25 protein-coding genes and 1 pseudogene are annotated in these 21744 nt (G+C 66.4%); 5 read left to right on the top strand and 21 right to left on the bottom strand.

What is annotated here, in order from left to right:
- Window positions 1-177: 177 nt before the first annotated feature.
- From U9J23_RS27275 to mihF, 3 genes are all read right to left on the bottom strand, one after another.
- A complete protein-coding gene (locus U9J23_RS27275) occupies window positions 178-585 on the bottom strand; it encodes a hypothetical protein (protein WP_326603367.1) in 408 nt (135 codons plus the stop codon).
- Window positions 582-986: a hypothetical protein gene (locus U9J23_RS27270; RefSeq protein ID WP_326603365.1), complete on the bottom strand. Its 405-nt coding sequence runs from the start codon at window positions 984-986 to the stop codon at window positions 582-584. Before U9J23_RS27270 ends, U9J23_RS27275 begins: the two co-directional genes overlap by 4 nt.
- A 118-nt stretch (window positions 987-1104) precedes the next feature.
- The gene (mihF, locus tag U9J23_RS27265) at window positions 1105-1419 is read right to left on the bottom strand and encodes an integration host factor, actinobacterial type (protein ID WP_229568593.1); all 315 of its coding nucleotides are present in this window, start codon (window positions 1417-1419) and stop codon (window positions 1105-1107) included.
- Window positions 1420-1538: 119 nt separating this feature from the next.
- On the opposite strand from mihF, the gene U9J23_RS27260 reads away from it, so the two are divergent.
- On the top strand, window positions 1539-2099 hold the full coding sequence (locus U9J23_RS27260; RefSeq protein WP_326603362.1) for a hypothetical protein: 561 nt from the start codon (window positions 1539-1541) through the stop codon (window positions 2097-2099).
- 55 nt (window positions 2100-2154) lie between these two features.
- Here the strand turns inward: U9J23_RS27260 and U9J23_RS27255 are convergent, their stop codons facing one another.
- Window positions 2155-2505, bottom strand: coding sequence for a hypothetical protein (locus tag U9J23_RS27255; RefSeq protein ID WP_326603360.1), 351 nt, complete (start codon window positions 2503-2505; stop codon window positions 2155-2157).
- Between the two features lie 261 nt (window positions 2506-2766).
- Here U9J23_RS27255 and U9J23_RS27250 point away from each other — a divergent pair, with 261 nt between their 5' ends.
- A complete protein-coding gene (locus U9J23_RS27250) occupies window positions 2767-3048 on the top strand; it encodes a hypothetical protein (RefSeq protein ID WP_326603358.1) in 282 nt (93 codons plus the stop codon).
- Between the two features lie 55 nt (window positions 3049-3103).
- Window positions 3104-4582, top strand: a complete 1479-nt coding sequence (locus tag U9J23_RS27245) for a protein kinase domain-containing protein (protein WP_326603356.1) — start codon at window positions 3104-3106, stop codon at window positions 4580-4582.
- 58 nt (window positions 4583-4640) lie between these two features.
- Here the strand turns inward: U9J23_RS27245 and U9J23_RS27240 are convergent, their stop codons facing one another.
- The gene (locus U9J23_RS27240) at window positions 4641-7259 is read right to left on the bottom strand and encodes an ATP-dependent DNA helicase RecG (protein WP_326603354.1); all 2619 of its coding nucleotides are present in this window, start codon (window positions 7257-7259) and stop codon (window positions 4641-4643) included.
- Between the two features lie 257 nt (window positions 7260-7516).
- On the opposite strand from U9J23_RS27240, the gene U9J23_RS27235 reads away from it, so the two are divergent.
- Window positions 7517-7783, top strand: coding sequence for a hypothetical protein (locus U9J23_RS27235; RefSeq protein ID WP_326603352.1), 267 nt, complete (start codon window positions 7517-7519; stop codon window positions 7781-7783).
- A gap of 57 nt (window positions 7784-7840) precedes the next feature.
- Here U9J23_RS27235 and U9J23_RS27230 read toward each other — a convergent pair whose 3' ends face one another.
- The 11 genes from U9J23_RS27230 to U9J23_RS27180 all read right to left on the bottom strand — a co-directional run bounded on the left by U9J23_RS27230 (window position 7841) and on the right by U9J23_RS27180 (window position 15418).
- Window positions 7841-8206, bottom strand: a complete 366-nt coding sequence (locus U9J23_RS27230) for a hypothetical protein (protein ID WP_138846022.1) — start codon at window positions 8204-8206, stop codon at window positions 7841-7843.
- A gap of 80 nt (window positions 8207-8286) precedes the next feature.
- Window positions 8287-8472: a hypothetical protein gene (locus U9J23_RS27225; RefSeq protein ID WP_138846023.1), complete on the bottom strand. Its 186-nt coding sequence runs from the start codon at window positions 8470-8472 to the stop codon at window positions 8287-8289.
- A 398-nt stretch (window positions 8473-8870) separates the two neighbouring features.
- On the bottom strand, window positions 8871-9173 hold the full coding sequence (locus tag U9J23_RS27220; RefSeq protein WP_326603347.1) for a hypothetical protein: 303 nt from the start codon (window positions 9171-9173) through the stop codon (window positions 8871-8873).
- 146 nt (window positions 9174-9319) lie between these two features.
- On the bottom strand, window positions 9320-9898 hold the full coding sequence (locus tag U9J23_RS27215) for a hypothetical protein (protein WP_326603345.1): 579 nt from the start codon (window positions 9896-9898) through the stop codon (window positions 9320-9322).
- Window positions 9899-10168: 270 nt separating this feature from the next.
- Window positions 10169-10777, bottom strand: a complete 609-nt coding sequence (locus tag U9J23_RS27210; RefSeq protein WP_326603343.1) for an exonuclease domain-containing protein — start codon at window positions 10775-10777, stop codon at window positions 10169-10171.
- Between the two features lie 112 nt (window positions 10778-10889).
- Complete coding sequence (locus U9J23_RS27205) at window positions 10890-11408, bottom strand: hypothetical protein (protein ID WP_193904258.1); 519 nt, start codon at window positions 11406-11408, stop codon at window positions 10890-10892.
- 152 nt (window positions 11409-11560) lie between these two features.
- Window positions 11561-11962, bottom strand: a complete 402-nt coding sequence (locus U9J23_RS27200) for a hypothetical protein (RefSeq protein WP_326603341.1) — start codon at window positions 11960-11962, stop codon at window positions 11561-11563.
- Between the two features lie 56 nt (window positions 11963-12018).
- Window positions 12019-12522 (bottom strand): AAA family ATPase, encoded by a 504-nt coding sequence (locus U9J23_RS27195; protein ID WP_326603339.1) that lies wholly within the window; start codon window positions 12520-12522, stop codon window positions 12019-12021.
- Between the two features lie 89 nt (window positions 12523-12611).
- Window positions 12612-13265, bottom strand: coding sequence for a hypothetical protein (locus tag U9J23_RS27190; RefSeq protein ID WP_193904255.1), 654 nt, complete (start codon window positions 13263-13265; stop codon window positions 12612-12614).
- A gap of 187 nt (window positions 13266-13452) precedes the next feature.
- Window positions 13453-14034, bottom strand: a complete 582-nt coding sequence (locus U9J23_RS27185) for a DUF7007 domain-containing protein (protein ID WP_193904254.1) — start codon at window positions 14032-14034, stop codon at window positions 13453-13455.
- A 946-nt stretch (window positions 14035-14980) separates the two neighbouring features.
- Entirely contained in the window at window positions 14981-15418 is a 438-nt protein-coding gene (locus U9J23_RS27180) for a DUF6283 family protein (protein ID WP_193904252.1), read from the bottom strand.
- A 237-nt stretch (window positions 15419-15655) separates the two neighbouring features.
- Between U9J23_RS27180 and U9J23_RS27175 the strand changes: the two are divergent.
- Window positions 15656-16850 (top strand): annotated as a pseudogene (locus tag U9J23_RS27175) (IS110 family transposase).
- 18 nt (window positions 16851-16868) lie between these two features.
- Here the strand turns inward: U9J23_RS27175 and U9J23_RS27170 are convergent.
- From U9J23_RS27170 to U9J23_RS27150, 5 genes are all read right to left on the bottom strand, one after another.
- Window positions 16869-17348 carry a GNAT family N-acetyltransferase gene (locus U9J23_RS27170; RefSeq protein ID WP_068165734.1) on the bottom strand — a complete coding sequence of 160 codons (480 nt, stop codon included), beginning with the start codon at window positions 17346-17348 and terminating at the stop codon, window positions 16869-16871.
- A 167-nt stretch (window positions 17349-17515) separates the two neighbouring features.
- Window positions 17516-18388 (bottom strand): MinD/ParA family ATP-binding protein, encoded by an 873-nt coding sequence (locus U9J23_RS27165; protein ID WP_193904251.1) that lies wholly within the window; start codon window positions 18386-18388, stop codon window positions 17516-17518.
- Complete coding sequence (locus U9J23_RS27160; RefSeq protein ID WP_193904250.1) at window positions 18385-19236, bottom strand: hypothetical protein; 852 nt, start codon at window positions 19234-19236, stop codon at window positions 18385-18387. The genes U9J23_RS27165 and U9J23_RS27160 overlap by 4 nt, the downstream gene beginning before the upstream one ends.
- A complete protein-coding gene (locus U9J23_RS27155) occupies window positions 19233-20318 on the bottom strand; it encodes a hypothetical protein (protein ID WP_229568574.1) in 1086 nt (361 codons plus the stop codon). The genes U9J23_RS27160 and U9J23_RS27155 overlap by 4 nt, the downstream gene beginning before the upstream one ends.
- Before the next feature lie 980 nt (window positions 20319-21298).
- On the bottom strand, window positions 21299-21712 hold the full coding sequence (locus U9J23_RS27150; protein WP_193904248.1) for a hypothetical protein: 414 nt from the start codon (window positions 21710-21712) through the stop codon (window positions 21299-21301).
- Window positions 21713-21744: the final 32 nt, after the last annotated feature.

Genomic DNA, 21744 nt, shown 5'->3' with positions numbered 1-21744 from the left:
GGCCCCGTCGGCCTGTAGTCAGAGAACAGCTCTCGGTGGATCATCTCGGTCATGTTCGGCCCGGTGGCAGGGCGGTCCGTGGTCGCCGGGCGCGGCGCGCGGGGGCGGTCTCGAGGGTCGCGTCGACGATCGACTGCGTGGGTGCTGCGATAGTCCATGTGCGAAAGCGCCTTCCGTTCAGTGAATGATTTCTCCGCCAGCGTCAGCGTCGGGGTCGATGATGCCGTCCCACAGTTCCGGGTCGTCCTCAACCACGATGCCGCGACCGCGGGCCGCGCCGAGCATCGCCACCATCGCCCCTTGCCTGCTGTCCGCGCCCGCGGTGGCGTACCCCCCGGGTGGGGCGACCTCGACCTGCGCCGCGATCGCTGCGAGACCCTGGGCAGTCGAGACGAGTTCGGGGTCCCCGGCGAATGCTCCTCCGGACCAGGAGACCGCACGGTGTTCCCCGGGCAGCCTCACGGTGACTGTGTCTTTGGCCTTGGCCATCAAATCCTCCTGCCCGCCATCGTCGGCGGGGGCATCGGTATCGGTGCGTCGAGGATACGGCCGGGGTTCACCGCTGCCGGGGTTCATCACGTTCATGGCGCACCCACCATGGCCACGAGGTGCATGGCGTTCGACAGGGCCTCATTGATGAGGTCCACGATCTCGTCGAGGAGTTGCTCGGCCAGCTCGTATCCGTTGCAGGTCGTGTCGGGTGTCCACTCCCCGAGGTCGGTGACGATGAGGTCGGTGGTGACCACGCTGCCCGGTTCGATTCGGCTGATCGATGCGACGATTTCGGCGATCGGGTCGCCGTCGCCGACCAGTCCCACACGGACCGAGAGCACAATCGTCACTTCCGGCACGATCGAGGCGAACACGTGCTCGTGCGCGAAGATCAGGTAGCGCACTTCATCAAGGTCGGTGAAGTGCTCGGGGGTCAGATGATCGACCTTGTCGGCGTCGAGGGGTTGCTCCGGATTGCGGATGATCTGCAGCATCGTCGCGACTCCTTCTACTGGATGGAAGATGCCGCCACGGTCTCGTACGCGACGTTCTGGTGTTGCACGCCGACTGCCGACCCACCGTGATGATGGGCCAGCAGCCGATAGCCAGATGTCAGCTGGCGAACCGCTGCAGCAATGCACCTCGCTGGTTCTGGCCAAGACCACGGATACTCCGGTTCTCCGCGATGTCGAGATCGACCATCACTGCGGACGCCTTCGTCTTCCCGAACTTCGGAAGAGCTGCGATCAGGTCGATGACCTTCATCTTCGCAAGGACCTCGTCCGTTTCAGCGCGCTGCATCACCTCATGCAACTCGACCCGCCCCTTCTTGAGGTCCTCCTTGACCAGTGCGCGCGTGCGTCGAGCCGCGCCGGCCTTCGCGAGCGCCTGCTGACGCGCTTCCGGGGACAGCTGGGGAAGAGCCATCGGTGTTCTCCTCGAGATAGTGATTCGGTTGCGCCGTGGGGGTACGGCAACTGCGAGCAGATCTTGCCCTGCGGGTTCTCCACCGCAGACGAACGCGACGGACCAGGACAATCATGCGGATGACGACACCACCGGTTACTGGTGTTTGGCCAGGGGTATCCACGGCTGGAAACGACACCAGCGAACCGACACGACACGGAGCCGTCATCATGCGTAGATGGACGAAGCGAACCGTCCTGCCCGCCGCAGTCGCGATACCCTTCTGCTTCGCCGCACCCGCCATAGCAGCACCCGGAGACGTTACTGCCACATTCACTACCGTCGTGAACCCCAGCGGCGGCAACAGCGTCACCGGGACATTCACCTCCGCGAACGGTGCTGCAGGCTACTGCCGATTTGTGGACCTTGGCACCGAGACTGGCGACGAGACCTCCCCGTACGAACTCCAGGCTTTCGCTAGTCCTCCGGTGGTAGGGAATTCTGTTAGCGCGACCGACGACTATGTGCCTGCCGGCACCTACACAATCGACTGGATTTGCTACACAGTTGATTTCGAACTGATCGAGGCCACTACAGGTTTCGACGGTACTGCAGAGCCCGTGTTGCTGGAAGTCCCAGCCAGGCCAGAGCCGGTCTGCATCGGTTTCGCATGCTTACCCACTGGATCCTTCGGATCCTGACCTAGACCAGCGGCCCGAACCTCTCGGGTTCGGGCCGCTGGCCATGATGTCGGGCCTAGTCCTGCCAGACCAGCCCCTCCGCCTGCATTTGGGCTTCCACCAGCGCGGCGAGTCCGACGACCTCGCGCTGCAGGTACTTGCAGCCGGTCGCGGTGTCACCGCAGTCGGGGCAGAACGAGTCGATCGCAATGTCGGCGGTGATCGTCGGCCACGCTGCGACTGTCACGGCCGGAACGTACACGGCGACGACGGCCGGATCACTGTGGGTGGCGCAGCACCCGATGACCGCCAGGTTGTCCTGTGGAGCACCGTCGGCGAGCTCCTGGGCTGTGAGCGGGCGTGCACGAACGATTCCGTGTCCGCAGGACGGGCACAGGTGCAGATCGGAAACGGTACGAGTGCGCATGCCGCACTCCCCCTTTCGAGGGTCGGGCCCCAACCCGGATGGTCGGGGCTTCATGTCCTGTTTCGTGGCACCAGATTCCCTTGACGGGAGGGTGGTGTTTCACCGATGACCGGTACGGCTGGCAGATCCATCCTGTCTGGCCGACCTTGTGCACGCGAACCGGCCGGACACCTCTGTGCACCGACACGCGCGTGTGAAACACCCCGCACCCGGCGTTCATAACGTGCTGCGCATCAACCGATCCGAACGGAGGGATGCGTCATGAAGGACACGTCACTGCTGATCACCGCGACCATCGCCATGCACCCGAGCGCGTGCGACAACACGATCGATCTGACCGCGGTGGACGCCGACAGCCACCCGAATGATCCTCCCGCCTGGGAGCAGGAGATCCCCGTGGGCGACCACCCGACCCCGGCCTGGGGTCAGCAGCTCGCCGACGACGTCCTGGCAACGAACAGTTACCGGCGCGACGGGCAATGGTGGTGCAGCACCGACCTCACCGGTTACCCGTCGTGGACCGCCGATGTCGTACACGAGTAATCGACCGCCTCACCAGCTTCGCCGTACACCAACGATCCTTCGCTAATCTTCACTTGTGACCAGTTCGCATGACGACAACGACAGTTACGTTCCGCTCCCAAAGTGGGAAACGAATGACCGAATCGGCGACCGCTGGGTTCTGAGAAAGAAACTCGGCGGTGCACATGTATGGTCCATTGATAGTGTTATTCCTCGTCCCCGGCAACCTCCCGAACGCGCAGTAGCCAAACGTATGCGGAACGACGATGCGTCGAAAACCGCCCGGGAACGCTTCTTCAACGAGGTCAAAGGGTTGGAAGCGTTGGGGAGAATCAAGGGCGTGGTTCCTCTCCTTGATCGAGAGCCTGGAGAACGCCCCCGATGGTTCGTCATGCAGACCGCGACGCCCCTGCAGGACTATGTTCGCGGCAAGGATTTCCGCTCGTTGGTCAGCCTGTTCGCTGAGTTAGCGGACACCCTTTTTAAACTCCATCAGGAGAAGGGAATCACGCATCGCGATATCAAACCGGACAACCTCTTCTGGCTTGAGAACACCCCCGCGTTTGGCGACTTCGGAATCGCGGGCTGGGAAGACAGAGTGAGACACACCCAAGAGCTCAACAAGCTTGGGCCGTTCGCTTACTTAGCACCCGAGGCGCTAAATCCGAAACCCACTACATATTGGCCCGCTGCGGACGTGTACTCACTCATAAAGACAATGTGGTCTCTAGCTGAGTACCAGTACGAGTGCGCTTTGGCGGACGCGACCGAAGAGCCGGACGCCACCGAAGAGCGAGCCGAGGTACCGATCTTGTTCCCACCACAGGGAGAGATGAACTCAACCACGGAGTGGGCCTATTCGTTCCGCCGCTTTTTCGGGCCAGCGGGTTATCCCCTCGACCCACTTCTCCGGGATGCCACATCGAATGATCCATTCCGAAGACCGACCGCACGGGAAATTCGGGACGAATTCCAGTCCTGGCTTCGTTTGACGCAAGGCATAGAGCCCGCACCCTCTCCTCGCAGCGTCTACGGAACATTGGTGACCAACCACGAGAGGTTCAATCAGGCCAAAGCACAGTATTTCACAACCCTTCAGTCGGAGATCAAGTCTGCATTTAAGAACGTGGTCTTCGACTCAAGCGTCAAAGTTGATTGGCGTTTCGATGCCGATGATCAGGTCGATGGCCCAGCCGTTTTGGCGTCTCACGGCCGGAATGCGCCCATCGGTGATTATGAGGGAGATGGGCCTCCTCCGCCCGAGCCGTGGGAGGGAGCGCTGATCCTCCGACTCGTGCCAGACCAGGGAGACCTTCAGACGATTGTCGGCGGCGTGATGGGGGACGACTCGGCTCGCCCGACGGTCGACCTAGTCGCGGAGGTCCATCGGACCGATTCTGGAGGGAAACGGACATTGGTCAGAGAATGGACCAGGAACAACATCAACGCCGAAGGGGCTGTCATTGTGGAAGCGCTCCGCGACATCCTTCAGGAACTGACCGCTCAGATTCCTATCTCCCCAGACAGTCGGTGGACCAGCAGCAGGGTGGTCTAAGTATGCGGCTGTCGATCTGCACCCCTGCAGGACTGCCAACGTCGTCCCCGCATAGCGCTCAACTTCGCCGCAGGTAGTGGGCGTCCTCCCCCAAGGCGCGTTCGACTTCGGCGCGCAGGGTCGGTCGGCGGAGGAGCTGTGGGTCGGCCGCGAGCATCTGCTGTGCGTCCGCGCGGGCGGCGTGCATCAGCTCGGCGTCGGCGAGCAGGTCCGCGACGAGCAGCCCTGCGCGGTGCCCGGCCTGGGCGGTGCCGGCGAGTGCGCCGGGTCCGCGGAGCTCGAGGTCGACGTTGGCGAGCTTGAAGCCGTCCGTCGTTTCGCACATCGCGTCCATGCGGGCCTGTCCGATGTCGGACACCTCACCGGTGAGGACGCAGAACCCGGGGTGCTTGCCTCGTCCGACGCGGCCGCGGAGCTGGTGGAGCTGCGCGAGGCCGAAGTTGCCGGCGTCGAGGATGGTGATGGCGGTGGCGTTCGGTACCGACACACCGACTTCGATCACCGTGGTCGCGACGAGCACGTCGAGTTCTCCGATGCTGAAGGCGTGCATGATCTCGGCTCGGTCGGCCGGCTTCTGCCGACCGGTGACCACCGCGATCCGCAGCCCGGACAGTGCACCATCGGAGAGCGCTGTCGCGGTTTCCATGGCGGCAGCGGACTGCGCTTCGGATTCCTGGCCGGCCTTCGTTTCCGGCTCGGCAACGAGCGGGCAGACCACGAACGCCTGTCGGCCTTCGGCGATCTGGGAGCGGACGAAGACCCAGTGTTCGTGGGCCGGGTCATCCAGGGGGACCACCGGTTCCCACCGGGTCTTGATCGGGGTCCGGCCCGGGGGCAGTTCGTCGAGGATGGAGATGTCGACGTCACCGAACTGGGTCATCGCCGCGGTACGCGGAATGGGTGTGGCGGTGGCGCCGAGTTCGTCGGCGATCGCACCGCCGGGGCCCTTGGCGAGCAACGCTGCACGCTGGTTCACTCCAAACCGGTGCTGCTCGTCGATCACTGCGAGACCGAGGCTTTTGAACTGCACGTCCTCGGACAGCAGGCCGGTGGTGCCGACGGCGATGTGGATCTCCCCCGAGGCGAGGCCGGCGAGCGCCTCGCGTCGGGCCTTGGGCTTGTTCTTGCCCGGGACGAGGACGGCTCGAAGGCCGAGCTGCTCGCAGGTTTCGGCGATCTCCTCGTAGTGCTGCTGGACGAGGACGCCGATGGGTGCCATGAGGGCTGCCTGGTGGCCGCCTTCGACGGCCATGAGCATGGCACCGATGGCCGTGGCGGTCTTCCCGCTACCAACGTCTCCCTGCAGTAGCCGCTTCATCGGCGACGGCGCCCGCAGATCGGCGGCGATCTCCTTCAGGACGCGGGTCTGGGCGCCGGTCAGTGGCCACGGCAGCGAATCGAGCCACGGGCGGGTGAGCGTGCCGGTGGGTGCGTGCACGACCGCGGGTCGCTGCCGGGCGGCGTTGCGCTGCACACCCATCGCCAACTGCATCCGCAGCAGCTCGTCGTACGCGAGACGGTCCCTGCCCGAGGTGGCATCTGCGGCATTGTCGGGGACGTGCACGGCGCGCAGCGCCTCGAGCCGACCCGGCAACTGCCGGGCGGTGCGGATCTGCTCCGGGAGCGGATCGTCGAGCGCGGGCAGACGGCGCAGCGCGTCGAGGACGGCGCGGTGCAGCGTCCACGTCGAGACCTGGTGTTTGTCGGACTGCGGGTACACCGGCACGAACGGGGCGGTGGCATCGCGCATCGGCGCGATCAGCGCACCGCCCATCTGGATGAACCCTTCCCATTCGGTGACGTCACCCCACATCAGCACGAGGTCGTCACGGCGGAAGCGCTGCGCCAGCCACGGCTGCTGGAATTGCATCGAGGTGACCCGGTAGCCGCCGGCGCCGATCTCGATGCGGGCGTACTTCTTGCCCCAGTCGGCTTTGGTGGACAGCACCTTGCCGACGGTGGCGACGTTCTTCATCCCGGGCCGCAGGGCCGACATGGGGGTGATCTCGGAGCGGTCGATGTAGCGCAGCGGCACCCGCATCATCAGGTCGTAGACCGTGGCGATGCCGGCGGCGGTGAGGCGTTCGAGTTCCTTGTCGCCGATGCCGGCGTCGTCTCGGATGCCGGCGAGGTCATCGATGGGGACGCCGCGCAGTCCGTCGAGAGTGCCTTCGAACTCGAGCGGTGGCTTGTGGGAGGGCTGCCCGAGGACGGCTGCGGCCGACAGCGTCGGGATGGTGCGGATCTCGACGTCGTGGCGGGGGCGAGCGTTTCGGGTTGTGTGCTGCGGGTTCGGTGTCCCCTGGTGCAGGGCCGGATCGGTGGCTGGCGCGGCAGGGCCGGCACCGAAACCACGCCGCGGCGCAGCGTGCTGTGGAGCGCGCAGTGCCGGATCCAGTGGGACACGCGGTGGGCCGGCGCCGAAGCCATGCCGCGGCGCGCGCTGCGTCGGGGGCTTCGCTTTCTGGGCGGTGGGACCGAGGAGCTGGGTGAGGTCGAACCCGAGGGCGCCGAGCTGGTCGGCGAAGGCCGGCAACTGAGCTCGAACGCGCTCGACGACGGCGGGGTGCCAGTGCGCCGACCGTGCGGCGGCCGACAGAATGGCTGTCGCCGAACCCGACTGGTGAAGCGCAATCACCGCGGCCCGCAAGGTATCGACCTGCTCGACTGCGGTCACCTCACCTCACCCTTCCCTGCCCGACAACGGTGGACAGCTCGCATCTGCGCGCATCTTCCCTGTACACCCCGACAAACTCCGGCGTGCGCCGCGAGCGGCACGGTACCGGCCGGCTTCACCAGTGGAGCGGCAGCTGAAACACCACGTGCCTGCGGTCGATACCGTCGCTGCACACCACATGAGGACCCGGGGCCACCGTCGGTGGCCCACCGCCTGCGCGGCCTTCCGCTGCGCCCGAGCCCCCGCAGGAGGGCCTCATGTTCGTTTCTGCTTCTGCTGCTTCGCAGTCGTTTCCGCCCGGCATCCGTGGCTGGGAGCACATGACGTACGGCTACCGGCGCTGGAACGGCACCGTGTGGGCGCCTGCCTGGGTCGACCGGTACAACCAGCAGCTCGACCTCATCCGCCGTCTGTTCGAGGCCGGTTACGACGTCGAGCACCATGTCGAGGACTGGTACCGGATGCTCACCGAGTTCGACCTGCTCGGCAAGGAACTCGACGCGCGTGAACGCGTCGCTCGGTAGACGATGACGGCCCCGTCCCTCGCGCGAGGGACGGGGCCGGGGCCGGTGCTGACGTCGCTACTTCGCGGCCGCGTCGATGATCTCGGCGGGCAAACCGCATGTGTCGATCGAGTCGAGGCGTGGTTCGTCGATGTTCACAGTGGCAGGGGTGACTCCTGGTTGTGAACCGCGGTCGAGTTCGACGACGTCGAGGGTCGCCCGGATCTGTTCGGGCGTCAGACCGGCGCGGTGCTGGTCGAGGACGTACTCGGTGTAGGGCAGGCACGCCCACTGTTTGACGGCGCTGGGGACGGTGACAGCCGACTGCTCGGCGATCTGTGCAAAGACGACGCCCGCGAGCACCAGCAGAACGACGCCGGTGACCGCGGCGACGGCGGTGATGATCTGCGCGATGGTGCTCTTGGGACGGGTGGCTTCGGACATCAGTCCTCACTTTCGGTGTTGAGGGCAGGCAGATACGGCGGCTGCCCCGTCAGGTGCACGGGGCAGCCGCGGTAGAGGTGTCAGGCGATGTTGAGCCCGGCAGCGACGTAGTCGGTCGGGGTCGGTTCCCAGTCGTCCCTGAACTCGTCGACCGCGTCATCGAATTCGTCGTTCTCGATGAAGTCGCGGGTGCGGCGGTCGCAGTGAGGCTCGTGAAGCCGATCCCAGGTCCCGCACGTGCATTCGGGTCGAATCCTTCGCGGCATGGCGTGTCCTCCTCGCGTTGCAATCTCCGTGATGGCAATTGCAACGCTAGAAACACATCCGATAGGTGTTTCATCCGTTACGGCACGGGTGTTCCGCCATGAGCGGCTGCACCGACTCGTCTGACATACGGACAACTTTCGAACGGCACGCGGATTCTTCAAACGATCAGCCTCGCCGATGCGACCGTCGATCCCGGAAATCCCATGCCATCCCCTCGTCATCACGTGACAGGCAGCATGAGGGCCGGCTTCTCCACCCTCCCCCAACTTGGTGCGGGCGGACAGGTTCCAGGTCGCACGACGACAGTGCGAACGACGGTGCGGTGCACCCGGTGGCTTTTCACAGTCCTGGGAAGTCCTCCGAAGACCTCCATGGCCGAGACCGTTCACGACCCGGGTCACGTCGGATCGGAGGGGTCGACTTGTCGGTAGCCGGTGCGGACCGGGTGTAACCGGTCGACGTCGATGCTCACCACCCGATCAATCGGCACGCGGCCACCGGTGGCGCGGTCGGTGCCGTGGGTGATCCGGCAGATGGCCTGATGGTGGCCGTAGGTCTCCTCGATCGCCTCGATAGTGAAGTGCCGGATCGGATCCCGAGTCGGGCTGTTGTCGCACCACTGTTGACCAACGCGGATGAAGGTGCCTCGCTTGTTGGCGACCTCGGTGAGGTTGGTCGGATCGTGCGGGTTCGTGGTCATGAGTTCGTCTCCAGTTCGGTTCGGTCGCCGGCACACGAGCACCGGCGTGGATGGGTCGACGATGGGTCAGCGGGTGCTGCGGACAACCGACGAGCTGAAAGGAAGGCGCACGGCCCGCCATCCCCGGTGCGGGCCGTGCGCGGTGATCAGTCGATCGTGATGCCCTGTGCGGACCGGGTGATCACGATGCGGGTGTTGCGACCGAACTGACCCTGGTATTCGTGCAACTCTGAGAGGAAATCCCCATCGGCGAACGCCTCGAAGTACACGTGCTCGCTGTCGCCATCGGTGAAATCGACCTCCACCGTGGTCGAGGGGTAGAAGCCGTTTTCGAACTCCTCGCTGGTGATCTCAACCTTGCGGATCGTCTTGCCGGTCTGCTTCTCGAGCGCGCCAAGGACCCGCTCTTCGACAGTCTGGAATGGGTACCCGGCGGCCGGGACGAGCGCAGCTGCGATGTCCAGCTCAGCGGTGGATTGGGCCCGCCTCCACGGCGCGCACGCTTCGCCAGGGCAAAGGGTCGCCAGCGCGGCGCTGACGACGCTGAGCACCTCGACAGGCAAGCCCTTTACCACGCGCAGCGAGCCGTCGGGTCCCGTGCAGGTGACGTCCGTGAATGCGAACCACGAGTCGATCTCGTGCACCGTGACGGTGTGCGCATCCGGATTCACCGTGGGCAGCAAACGCGAGAGCGCGGGCGGCGAGAGCGCGCTGCGCGGCCGCACGCTCGGCGATCTCCTCGCGGAGCGTGCGGTTGTAGCCGGCGATGCGCTGCAGCAGCGGCTGGTCGAAGGTGACGGTCACGGTGGCCTCCCGGCGAATCGAAGTTGATGCCCTTGACCTTCCGGTGCCACCGGTGGTCGTGTTGCAGTCCGCCGCAGACCATCAGGCCTGTGGGCTGCGGTGGGGGGTGTGGACAGCCGAGCGGAGCAACGAATACGGGTCGGCCCGCCCCTCCGGAAAGGGGGCGGGCCGACCCTGAGTTGGTATGCGGTTCAGGCGCCGAATGGAATCGGGGCCCGATCGTGGAAGACGCGCAGCAGGTTCGCGGCGTAGTGGATGTCCTCGGCCACCCGATGGTTTGCGGTGCCGTACTCGTCGACGAGCTTGAGGCGTTCGGCGGTACGCCCGGCGTCGAGGATCGCTCCGGCTTCGCAGAACGACCGCGCGTCGATCATGCGGTACGAGAACATCGCCTCGACCTTCGGCAACCACCGGTCGAGGAACTCACGATCCATGCGGTGCGAGCACCCGCACAGCGGGGTGGATTCGTCCACTCCCCACCGGGCGAGGATGTCGACGATCTCGGATTCGTACCCCGACAGGTCCTCGGGGACGTTGTCGCCGAGGGTGACGAGTTGCTTTTCGAGCTCCGCGAACAGGCCGTTCTTGGTGTGCATCCGGGTAATGAAGTCGTAGGCCGGGTCGTTTCGGACCCGCTCGATCAGGACTGCGGTGCCGGTGGTGACCGCGAGCATCTCGAACCGCTCGACCGGCTCGAGGTCCACGGAGTACAGCGCGAAGCCGATCTCGAGGATCTCGTGTTCGGCTGCTCTGGTGCCGGTGGTTTCGAGGTCGACGAATACGAACCCATCCACGCTCATCTGGTTTCTCCCTCTTCTCTCGGATGGTGCGGCGGCGCACGCTACGTGAGTCGTTCGCCGCCGCCGCACCGGTTTCGGCCGACGCGGCGGCCGCAGTCTCTGTGGGTGATCGTCACCCCTGGGTGTGACACGCCTCCCGCGCCTGCGCGGCCCGCAGCATCTGTTGCGCGTGGCCGTGCTGCCGCTGGAGCTGGGTGTAGCGGGCCAGCCGTGTGTCCTCCTGCTGTTGGACCCTGCGGGTTCGCCGCGGGCCCAGCGCGGCGCCTCCCGCCGCGGCGCGGTCGGTGATGATCGGCTCCGCCAGCGTCTCCATCTGCGCGCCGACCTTGTTCACGCGGTCCTGCCAGTACGACGCGGGACGGTAGCGCCGCGGCCGCGGCCGGTGCTTGGGCGTCGCCTGCGGAAGCTGTACGTGCGCGATGTCCGCCTCCAGCACGAAGTCCGGCAGCAGCGGCGTGATGATCCGTGACAGCTTGAGGCCCTTCGCCTCTCCCACGGCGCGGTGCTGATCCGCCCACGCCGCCTGCCGCGCGAGCAGCACGCGCTCGACGTACTGGTCGCCGGTCAGCGGGTCACCATGGTCGGCGAGCGCCGCGGTCAGGTAGGCATCGGGCGCGTCGGTCGCCGTCATGGTTTCTCCTCGGGGCATCTACGGGAAGCTGTCGAGGATGGACGCTATGAAGCCGGGGCCCTGCGTGTTTCAGCCAGACCGGGCCGGCGGACGATGCACGCCCTGGCTGCCGCTACTGCTGTGACTGTCCCGGCGGTCGTGCACGTCCCCGGCTATGCCGCGGTGCGTGCGGCTTCGGCAGCGAGCGCGGTCAGGTCTCCGAGGTCGGCCCAGGGCACCACCAGGTCACCGTCGACGAGGACAGCACCGTCCCGGCCATCACCACATCGAGCGAGCAACCGGCCAGGACGCTCGCGAGTCGTACCGACAATCGGGTCGAATACCGCCTGCACCACCCCCGCCGGCAGGAGGTCACCGCGACGCCGCGACAGAACAGTCACGCCGAACCGTGCGACCGCCGCGACGAATGCGTCGACGTCGTCTGTCGCGGCGACCAGCAACGCTCGGTGCGCCGTGATGCCCACGGCCTGGCAGGGCGCGGCGAGCCGTCCTGTCGTGTCGGCCACGACAACCCACACGGGCAGCGGTTCTGATTGGCGGACAGCATTGTTCATGGCGGGCACGGTACGAGCCCCCTTGTCCGGCTCGCCCTGCCCGACGAGTCTGCCGGTCAGCACTGTCCACCCGGGTATCCGTAGCGGTCGGCGAGCATGCGGATGACCGCCTCCCCGACCTGTCGTCCTCCTGCGGCGCCGCGTTCGCGGTCGCGACGGATGCACTCGTCGACTGGGGTCGGTACGTCGACCACGACGACGGGGACGCCGAACGGGGCGAGGAACTCCTCCCATGCCGTGAGGTGCGCGGGGTCGAGCAAGGTGTCGTCGCATACAACCGAACAGCCCTGCCTGAGCGCGACTGCGGTCCGCGCTCGTTGGGTCGCGGTGATGACCTCTTCCTGTTCCTCGGTGAGCCTTCCGGCTGCCGCGAACAGTTCGGCGCGGAGATCGTCACGGCTGATTCGAACCCGACGCTCTGGGTCCTGCTGCACCCACAGCCGTGCGAGGGAGCTCTTGCCCGAGCCAGGCAGTCCGCGGGTGAGGGCGACCCAGTTCTCGCTTCCCGCCGAATCAGGCTGGATGCAGGCCAGGTTGGTCGGGAGATCGAAGATCTGCACAGTCGGTCCTTTCGGTGGGAGCGGGATGTCCACCACCGTGCGTGGCGTGGTGTCGGGGTGTTTCACCCCGACACCCACGTCCGCGGTAGTCACTTCGGCTGGTAGACGTCCCACTTCACGCCGCCGACCTCGGCCCACCTGTCAAGGAACGCCGAATCGTCCACATCGAGGTCGATACGCGAGGCGGCCAGCTCGCCGCGCTCGATGAGTTCGCGGGCGTCCCTGCGCGCCCAGCCGGCGAGAATCGGCTCGGCGTCCTGTTCGGCGCCGACGACGGCGACGTGGTCGAGATCGCTGTCATCTGGGTGCTGCATCTGCACAAGCCAGACCCCTGTGATCGGGCCCCCCGTGTAGATGGTTTCGCCTGCATCACGGTGAACGAGCCCGGCGTCGTCGATCCGGTACCGCCACCGGTCGCTGTGCTCGTCCTCACATTCGATCTCGCCCACGAAGCCAGCATCGGCGAGCACCCGCAGGGTTTCCTCCATTCCTCGGAGGCGCCCCCACCCGGAAACGGAGAGCACGAACGTGTCGCCGTCCTTCTCGATTTCGTCCGTGCCGGTCGCTTCGTACATCGTCGACATCAGCGCCGACACGACGGTGTCGAAGGGCGTGTCGGACGCGTCGACCTCGTCGAGCTCGGGGATCTCCAGCAGCCGGTCGACGATCTCCTTGAACGTCGGCGCGGTCGACTGCTCTTCAGTGATGGTCAGTCGGGCGGATGAGTAGACGTCGGTTCCCATAATTCGGTTCCTCACTGTCGGGGCCTATCGGGCGACGCAAGGTTCGCGAGCGGGGATCGCGGGTGTTGCAGCGCAGCACCGCAGGCGGAGATCAACGGAGCGGGCGGACAGCCGGGGTCTTCATGGAGACAACACGGGTCGGCCCCCGGGGAGTGAATTCCCCCGAGGGCCGACCCATGTCCGGTGACTACGCCGCGAGCTTCGGTGCGGACGACCACACCACGTCGACCGCCTCGTCGAGCACGTACCCGAACTTGCCGCGCTGGGAGTACCGGTCGTGGGCGACCAGGAACCTGCCGCGGGCGCCGTCGCCGCGGCGGAGCGCGGTCACCCCGACCATCCCCTCCGGGACGTCCTCGTGCCAGTCCCCCAACGCGCTGTCGGCGACGAACTGGTCGGCCGTGGCCACCTCGAAGGTCTCCTTGTCCCGCAGGTACGACTCCCCCGGCTCGAGCGTGCGACCGAAGTGCGCTTCCCACTTCGTCGGGAACCAGTCGGCCACCGATTGCGCAACCTGAGCCCGGCGACGATCGTCGAGCCCAAGGTCATCGGCGAATGCGAGTCCCACAAGAGCGGCCTCGCAGTCCTCCTCGAACCAGCGCCGTCGTCCGATTCGAAGTGCGGCGGGCATCTGCTTGAACCGCTCCGGGCTGATCCGCACACCCCCGTGTCCGGCCGTGGAGACGGTGATGATGCCGTCGGCGACGACGCTGCCGTACTGCACAGCACCCCACGGGGAGCTGGCGGGGATTCGATTGTCTGCGTTCACGTGTACTCCAGAGTGTCGGTGAGAACTGCTGCAACCGACGATGCCGCCGGCGTACAGCGTGTGTTGCAGACTTCGCTACTGGTGCACGGCGCTGAACTGCCGAGACGAAAATCGCCACGCGCTCGCCCATCTCGGCGTGCCGCAAGACGCGGTCGACGATCGGCCGGCCAGCTATGCACCGCCCAAGAACGCGAACCGGCACCGGACAGGTCTGGCTCCGAGCCACCCGGCATCCGACGCACGTTCAAGACCGAGTCCGCGAACGACGGCCCAGCAAGGTCACGACGATCAACACCAAACCGACAGCCGCACACCCCGATGCCACCGAGGACAGCAGCAACAACATGGCCACCGAATCCGACGAGTCGCTCACCACAGGGCCCACGTCACCGAGGCCCACACCGATCGGCCCCGGCGGCAGGCCGACCGTCATCCCCGGGATGGCGCTCGCCGACTCTGGGAATCCGATCACCCCACCGACAACGATGCCCGGACCGTCGCCCACCAACCCAGGAATTCCTTCGACTACGACGCCCGGCTCGTTGCCGATCAGCCCCGGAACCCACCCGAACGTCACACTCGGCGCGATACCCGGCACCTCCGGAACTCCCGGACCCAACACGTCAGACGTCGGCGACATCGCCATGCTCCTCCCTCGCGTACTGCTCAGCGCACAGGCTGCACAACCACACATGGCCGTCGCTGGCGCGCGGTCGTCCAGCCTCTGCGATGGACTCCTCGGTGGCCATCAGCTCGAGATCCCACCCGGACCGAAGGTCACGGCCACACAGCGCCGCCGTTCCGGCAGACAAACCCGCGGGCGAACCAGGGTGCCCCTCGGTTGACCGAAGGTGGATCTTGCCCATCGCCGCAGCGGTGACGGGCTCACAGAACGCATACCGCTGCGTGACCGCACTCTCGCCAACAAGCCTGCTCATCGCTCGTGTCACCCTTCCCTGGCCTCGATCATCGGTGTACCGCTACCGGTTCCGGTCTCACACAACGCACCGTCGGCCGCGGCCTGCACGGCGGCCATCTCTTCGAAGCTGTCGAACAGCAGCGGCCACCCCTCACCGGGCTGCAGCGCCGCCGGGTCGAGATCCCCGCGTACCACCGCGATCCGGACGCCGAGATGGTCGGCCCCGACGGTGGCGAGCCACCCCGCGCACGCCTTGTCGGAGCCTTCCCGCGACTTGTGGCACGCGAACATCGGAGCGCCGACGCCCACCTCACACCCCGGGCCTCCCGCGGTGCCCGCCAGCGCATCGAAACGGTCCCGCCCGAACTTCCCCGCCGCGACATCACGGCGCCACGGGCACTCCACGCACGGTCGACGCCGCCGCGGTAGCCCTTCCTTGAACTGTCGATTCAACTCCCCCGACATCGCCTACCCGTTACCTTCTTCGTAGTCCCGCACCGCGGGGCCACGGTCGCCAGGTTCGGTATGACTTTCTTCCCCTGTCTCTCGAATGATCCCGGGGGGGTGTCGCCGAGCCTGGTGGCATCGGTAGACCGCTGATAGGGACAAGGCCACCTGGTTCGAGGTAGGTCTCTTCGTAACGTGGGTGCCGGGTATCGATGCTGGATCGGCGACCGGTAGGACCGGACGAAAGACTGCTTCATGGACACGAGTTACGCCGTGTTTTGCGGCATCGACGTGGGTAAAAGCGATCATCACGCGGTCGGGCTGGACACCGCCGGCGGCCCGACTGTTCGACAAGGCACTGCCGAACGACGAGGCCCGACTACGGGCTGTGTTCGCGGATCTGGCCGTACACGGGCCGATCCTGGTGGTCGTCGATCAACCGAACACGATCGGCGCGCTGCCGGTCACCGTTGCCCGAGACTGTGGTCACGACGTCGCCTACCTGCCGGGGTTGTCGATGCGCCGGGTCGCCGACCTGTATCCGGGGCAAGCGAAAACCGATGCCCGCGATGCGTTCATCATCGCCGATACCGCCCGCACCATGCCGCACACGCTGCGCCGGGTCGACGTCGGTGACGAGACCCTGACCGAACTCGGTGTGCTCGTCGGGTTCGACGACGACCTCGCCGGCGAGGCGACCCGGGTCAGCAACCGCATCCGAGGACTGCTCACCGGCATCCACCCTGCCCTCGAACGAGTACTGGGACCTCGGATCAACCATCTGGCTGTCCTCGAGATCCTGTCCCGCTATGGCGGACCGGCCGGGATCCGACAGGCCGGCAAACGCCGAATCACCACCCTCGCGGTCAAACACGCACCGCGGATGGGCGCCCGCCTGGCCGAGGAAATCTTCGCCGCCCTGGACGCGCAGACCGTGACGGTTCCCGGCAGCAAGGCCGCCGAGATCGTGCTGCCGAAACTCGCCGACTCGCTCAAAGAGGTGCTGCAACAACGCAGAACCATCGGTGACGACGTCGAGAGGATTCTCGACGAGCACCCTCTTTCCCAGGTCCTGACCTCGATGCCCGGCATCGGAGTCAGGACCGCAGCACGCATTCTCATCGAGATCGGTGACGGCTCGGACTTCGCCACAGCCGGGCACCTCGCCGCCTACGCCGGCATCGCCCCGGTCACCCACCGCTCCGGCACCTCGATCCGCGGCGAGCACCCGGCCCGCTCGGGCAACCGGAAACTCAAACGCGCCCTGTTCCTGTCCGCGTTCGCGGCCCTGCACGACCCGACCAGCCGCGCCTACTACGACCGCAAACGCGCCGAGGGCAAGAGACACAACGCCGCCCTGATCTGCCTCGCCCGACGCCGCTGCGACGTCCTGCACGCGATGCTCAAGAACAAGACCTTCTACCAGCCACCAACCGCAGACGCGGCGTGATCACGCCCAGCAGGCGTGCTAACGCACTCGCTTCGCCAGATGGACCAGCGCATAGCCGCCTGGAGTCGGAGTTCGGTGCGTTTCCTGATAACCGAACCGAGAGTAGAGCCGCAGGTTGCCGAGGCTGCGCTCACCCGTGAACAACTGCAGATCAGTGATCTGCTCAGGTAGTCGCTCTTCCACCAGTTCGAGCAGTCGACTGCCCCGGCCCCGGCCCTGCATGTCCGGGGCCACGACCAGCCGTCCCAACTCGGCGATGTGAAGCTCCGTCAGAGAGAGATACACGCGCACGGCGGCGACGAGACGCCGGGAGTCGTCGCGCAACCCGAACGCGAGAACGTCGGGCTGCGTCAGCTCGCTCACCAACTCGGCGAAGGACTGCATCAACGGGGGAAGGTTCACGTCATCGTGGGCCTGAGCCTCAGTCACATACGCAGCCCGCTGCAACGTCAGCAGCTCACCCGCGTCCCCACCCGACAGCGTCACAACGGATTCCATGCACGTCGACTATTCCAGCCCCTACCGGACCGCACTCCAGTGGCATCCCCGAGCGGTTGACATCAACATAGGGACACCTCCCCACGACTTCACGTGGCGAATCGCTCACGCATCACAAACCCTGCCCACCGGGACCGACACTGTTGCAGCGCCGACGACGCGGCCGGCTACCGGAATCTGGCCGTCACCGTCGCCGCCAGTTCCGCGTAGGCCACCTTCGTCCCCGGCTGAAGCTGGCCGAAGTCGAACGCCGCACCTGCTGCCAAGAGCGGATCGTGCGGGATCCGCCGCACCGCCCGCACACGCCGCTTGAGATCAGCGTGGATCTTGTCGACGTCCACCGAGGTCGACTCGTGGATCCCGTTGATCACCGCCACCGCATCGCCGAGCAGCTTGGAACGCCGCATGTCGACCAGCTCATCGAGTGTCTCCAGCAGCGCGTAGAACCCGTCGATCTGGGCCGGCGTGACGACCACCAACTGCGTGGCACGGGCCAGGACCTCACGGGCCACATCGGACGTTGCGCTGGTGCCGCAGTCGGCGACGACCACGCGGTAGTCGGCGGTGAGGAAGTCGAGGATCTCGGCGTACACCGGACCGTCCGAGGTCGTGTCCCGGTGCCGCGTCGAGGTGAGCGCGTCGAGGCCGAGGTCGTTGGACAGCAGATACGGCCGCAGGTCCGAGTAACTATGGAGCACCTCGGTACGGCCGGCGAGCTGCTGCAGCGGGAGCGCGGACTGCCCTTTCGGGAACTTGAGTCGCAGCGTGCCCTTGTCCGGGTTGGAGTCGACAACTGCCACCCGGTCACGCATCACCGCGGCGAGCATCGACCCGATCCCGGTGGAGGTGGTCGTCTTGCCCGCTCCCCCCTTGCCTCCGAACACCGCCACGTACTCGGGTCGACGACTCGAACGCACCGCGGCGACCGCGGCGTCCATCTGGCCAGCAAGGTCCGGTGCACTGCGATCGAACAGGCCCCGCAGCCATCCGCGGGCCGGGATCTCGAGCGCCTCGGGGAGTTCGATGCCGGTCTGGCTCATCGGTTTCGCTCCTCGGGTCGTTGGGCGGCGAGCAGGTCGTTGCGCCACTGCTCATGCGTTCTACCTGTGCGGCGATCGGTCCACCCCGGGGACGCCAGCGGCATCCATCCGGACAATCGCGATGCAGCCTGCGCGCCAACCCAACCGGTCAACGCCGTCCACCCCTGCAAGTTCGTGGTGATCACGACTGTCACTGGGTGAGTGGCACGGGCTACTGCGTCGGCCAATGCCTTCCAGGCGAGCATTCGCTCGTCGGGCCGGCGTAGGGACACTCCGACGTCGTCGATGCCGAGGACTTCGACTCCGGTGATCCGCGCGGTGATCGCGGCGGTGAGTTCCCACGGCGGCACGTCGACGGCGAGGATGGTGTCTTCGCTGCCGACGAGCGCGCGGCGGCCGGGGGCGAGCGCATTGACGACTGAGAACATGGCGCGGGTCTTGCCGATCCCGGTGGGTCCGATGAGCGCGATGCCACCGCGATGACCGCCGTGCGGATCGGCCGCGGTGTGGGTATCGATGAGGCGACGGCATGCGGCAGCAGTCTTGGTCGAGTCGATCTCGTCGACACTCGCGTGCTCGTATCCGGCGACCGCGTCGAATGCGCGGACAGTGTCGAACCACGTCTGACGGTCGCGATCTCGGGCGGACGCGGCGCGGGCAGAGGCGGCGTCGACGCCTGCTGCGGCGGCATGCACCCGACACCGGACAGCGTCGCGCCAGCCTTCCGGGCGGCCGGGAAGCTGTGCGGGACGAGCGACGAGAGCGCCGCAATCGCGGCAGGGCACCTCGATCGTGGTGACCTGTCCGAGGACCGCAAAGATGCGGCGGGGGCTGTTGGGTGTGCTCATGCAAGTCCCTCGAGTTCGCTCAGATCGGTATGGGCGCGCACCCCCGAGGCGGCGGTGTTGGTGGCGGCGACGCCGTTCGACGGACCTGCGGTACGGGAGGTCCGCATCGCGAGCAGCGCGCGCGACACAACGTCAGGGGTGGGGAAATCGGCGTCCCGGATGTAGAAGCGGGCATTGCCCTCCTCGAACCACCACCGCATCAGCGCACCGAGCTCGGCGGCCGGAACCGCCTCGATGCCGTCGCCTGCGAGGGCGCGGTGGAGGTTGCGGCCGGTGCGGGGCACCGACGGAGACGCCCCTCCCCCGTGCTTGCTCTGGTACCGCGTCCATGTCCGTCCGAGGTCGCGCAGTTGCTCAGCCATCTCGGGTTCGGCGACATCGGCGATGGTCCAGTCCTGTCCATCGGCGCGCCAGTCGCCGAGCATCTTCTCGAAGGTGGACTTCGACGGGGCCTGGGTGATGGTGCGCTGCCAGTGGGGCCGTGAGCGCAGGCACCAGCAGATCACGGTGACGGCCTGATGAAGGTTGCCGCCGGTGACGTGCGCGGCGGCGAGAAGGTTGCGCCGCCAGGTGTAGGTCGCCTTTGCGGTGTGCCGTTCGGCGATCGCGGCCCGCACAGTCTCGACGGCAGCGCTGAGGTCGATGACGAGGTCGGCGCGATCTCGAGTGGTGGCAAGAGAGTGCTCGGACAGCAGCTGGTCGAGTTCGCTTCGGGTACTGCGCCCTTGCCTCCTGGCGATGCTCGGTGCACCGCGGAGGCGTCGCCAGTAGTCGGTAGGGCACTGATCGGACCATGCCCACTCCAGCGCCGGCGCAGCGGCCGGGTAGTGCTCGGCGACCGCGGCGATCCACGCGTCCGGGTCGGTCGGCCGGTGCTTCGGGTTCGCGGCGAGCACCGCTTGAAGCCCGGCAGTGGCACCTGCCGGTGCGGGTGTGTCGGCGATGAAGCTCTGCTGGACGGTGAGGCGAGGGTCGGACAGCACGGCTGCGGTAACAGCGTCGATGAAGGCGGGCAGGGCGGCTGCGACCGCGTCCGAGACGACTGTGGCGAGTTCGGTGTCCGCGGCTGCGCGGAGGGGCATACCGGGGCCTTTCGATTGGTGGTCGTGGTGGTGCGCGAAAGGCTACGGTTTCGCTTCTCCAGTCCGGTCGGAAGACGAAATGGTCGTGTGTCCAGCAGTTTCGGTGTCCCTATCGAGGTGGCGCCTTGGTTCGACCGCGACCGGGTGTGCCTGTTCGGTGAGGGTGCATCGAACGGAAGCGGGCGGGGCCGGCGCCCGGGAAGGGGCGCATCCGATGGACGGGCAGAGGGTTACGCGGGTGAGCTGGCGTCGAGAGGCGGCCGGGCGGCTGTTCTCCGGTCGATGTTTTGTACGGCTGTGCGGGCCGTGGGGCGCCTGAAGCGTGTGGGGTGGGTTCCTGTGCCCGGTCGGGGGTTTCATAACGTCTGAGAGGCGGATCGATCTGGCGTCTCGGCGTCAGCCGGGACAGCGGGCCTGCAGCCTGGCGACGGTTCGTTGGGTCCGCAGCGTCGATCCGGCTGCAGGTCGCGTTCGTGTGGCGACCGTGCGTCGCGAATTTGCCCCTCCCCCCACACCCCCCACCTACCCAAGGTGACCACTAGTAGTTCTTATTTCTCAGTTCTTATTCGCGCGATAGGCGGTATGCCATGGGTATGCCACCCCTATGCCACGCCTATGCCAGACCGATTGGGCGGCATACCCTACGCCACACAAGCGTCGTTCCAGAGAGTGTGGCTTGACCTGCGGTGATGATTCCGGAACCCATCGTTCATCGCGCGGATGGCATACCCCATGACTGTCCGAATTATCTGAATCGGCATTGGGTATGACAGGGCTATGCCAGATTGGGGCCGACGGAAATCGGCATACCCTATGGCAGACCTACACCACCCCTACACCACCGGAAATACCGGACAAATGCCCCGCCGAGCCCTTTCGTGGACAGCTCGAAATCCCGTCCTGCGAAGGTAGTTCCGACCCCACGACGAAGCCCGCCCCGACGTGATCGGGACGGGCTTGTTCCTGTCGTAGCCAAATGCTCAACCGTGCACGATCGCACCGAACAGTGCTGCCTGCACGACGTGCTCGGCGATCCCCGCGTCGATGTCACCGTGTCGGCCATTCGCCGGCATCATGTCGTTCTCCCGGCTGGCGGCGGCGATCCGCGCGCGATGCGTCTCGGGCAAGTAGTCGACCTCTCCCTTGACGATTCGACTGATCCCTCGCGCTACGACATCGAGATCGACGATAAGTTCCTCCGCGTCCGGACCGGGAACCCAGCTCATGGTCTCGTGATCGAGAATGAGCTCCTCGGTGTGAACGAGCACCGCCCGCGGCGACTCGGTGTGCCTGTACTCGAGCACTGATGCCCAGTACGAGACCCCGCCTTCCATCGCGGTAGTGAAGACATCGGTGAGGAACTCAGTGCGTTCTGCGGAACGAGTGGCAGGCATGGGCAACTCCCTTGAAATCGGCCGGCGGCTGC

The organism is Rhodococcus sp. PD04, from assembly GCF_035918275.1.
GTDB classification, from domain to species: domain Bacteria; phylum Actinomycetota; class Actinomycetes; order Mycobacteriales; family Mycobacteriaceae; genus Rhodococcus; species Rhodococcus rhodochrous.
This window is presented reverse-complemented; position numbering and strand designations above follow the sequence as displayed.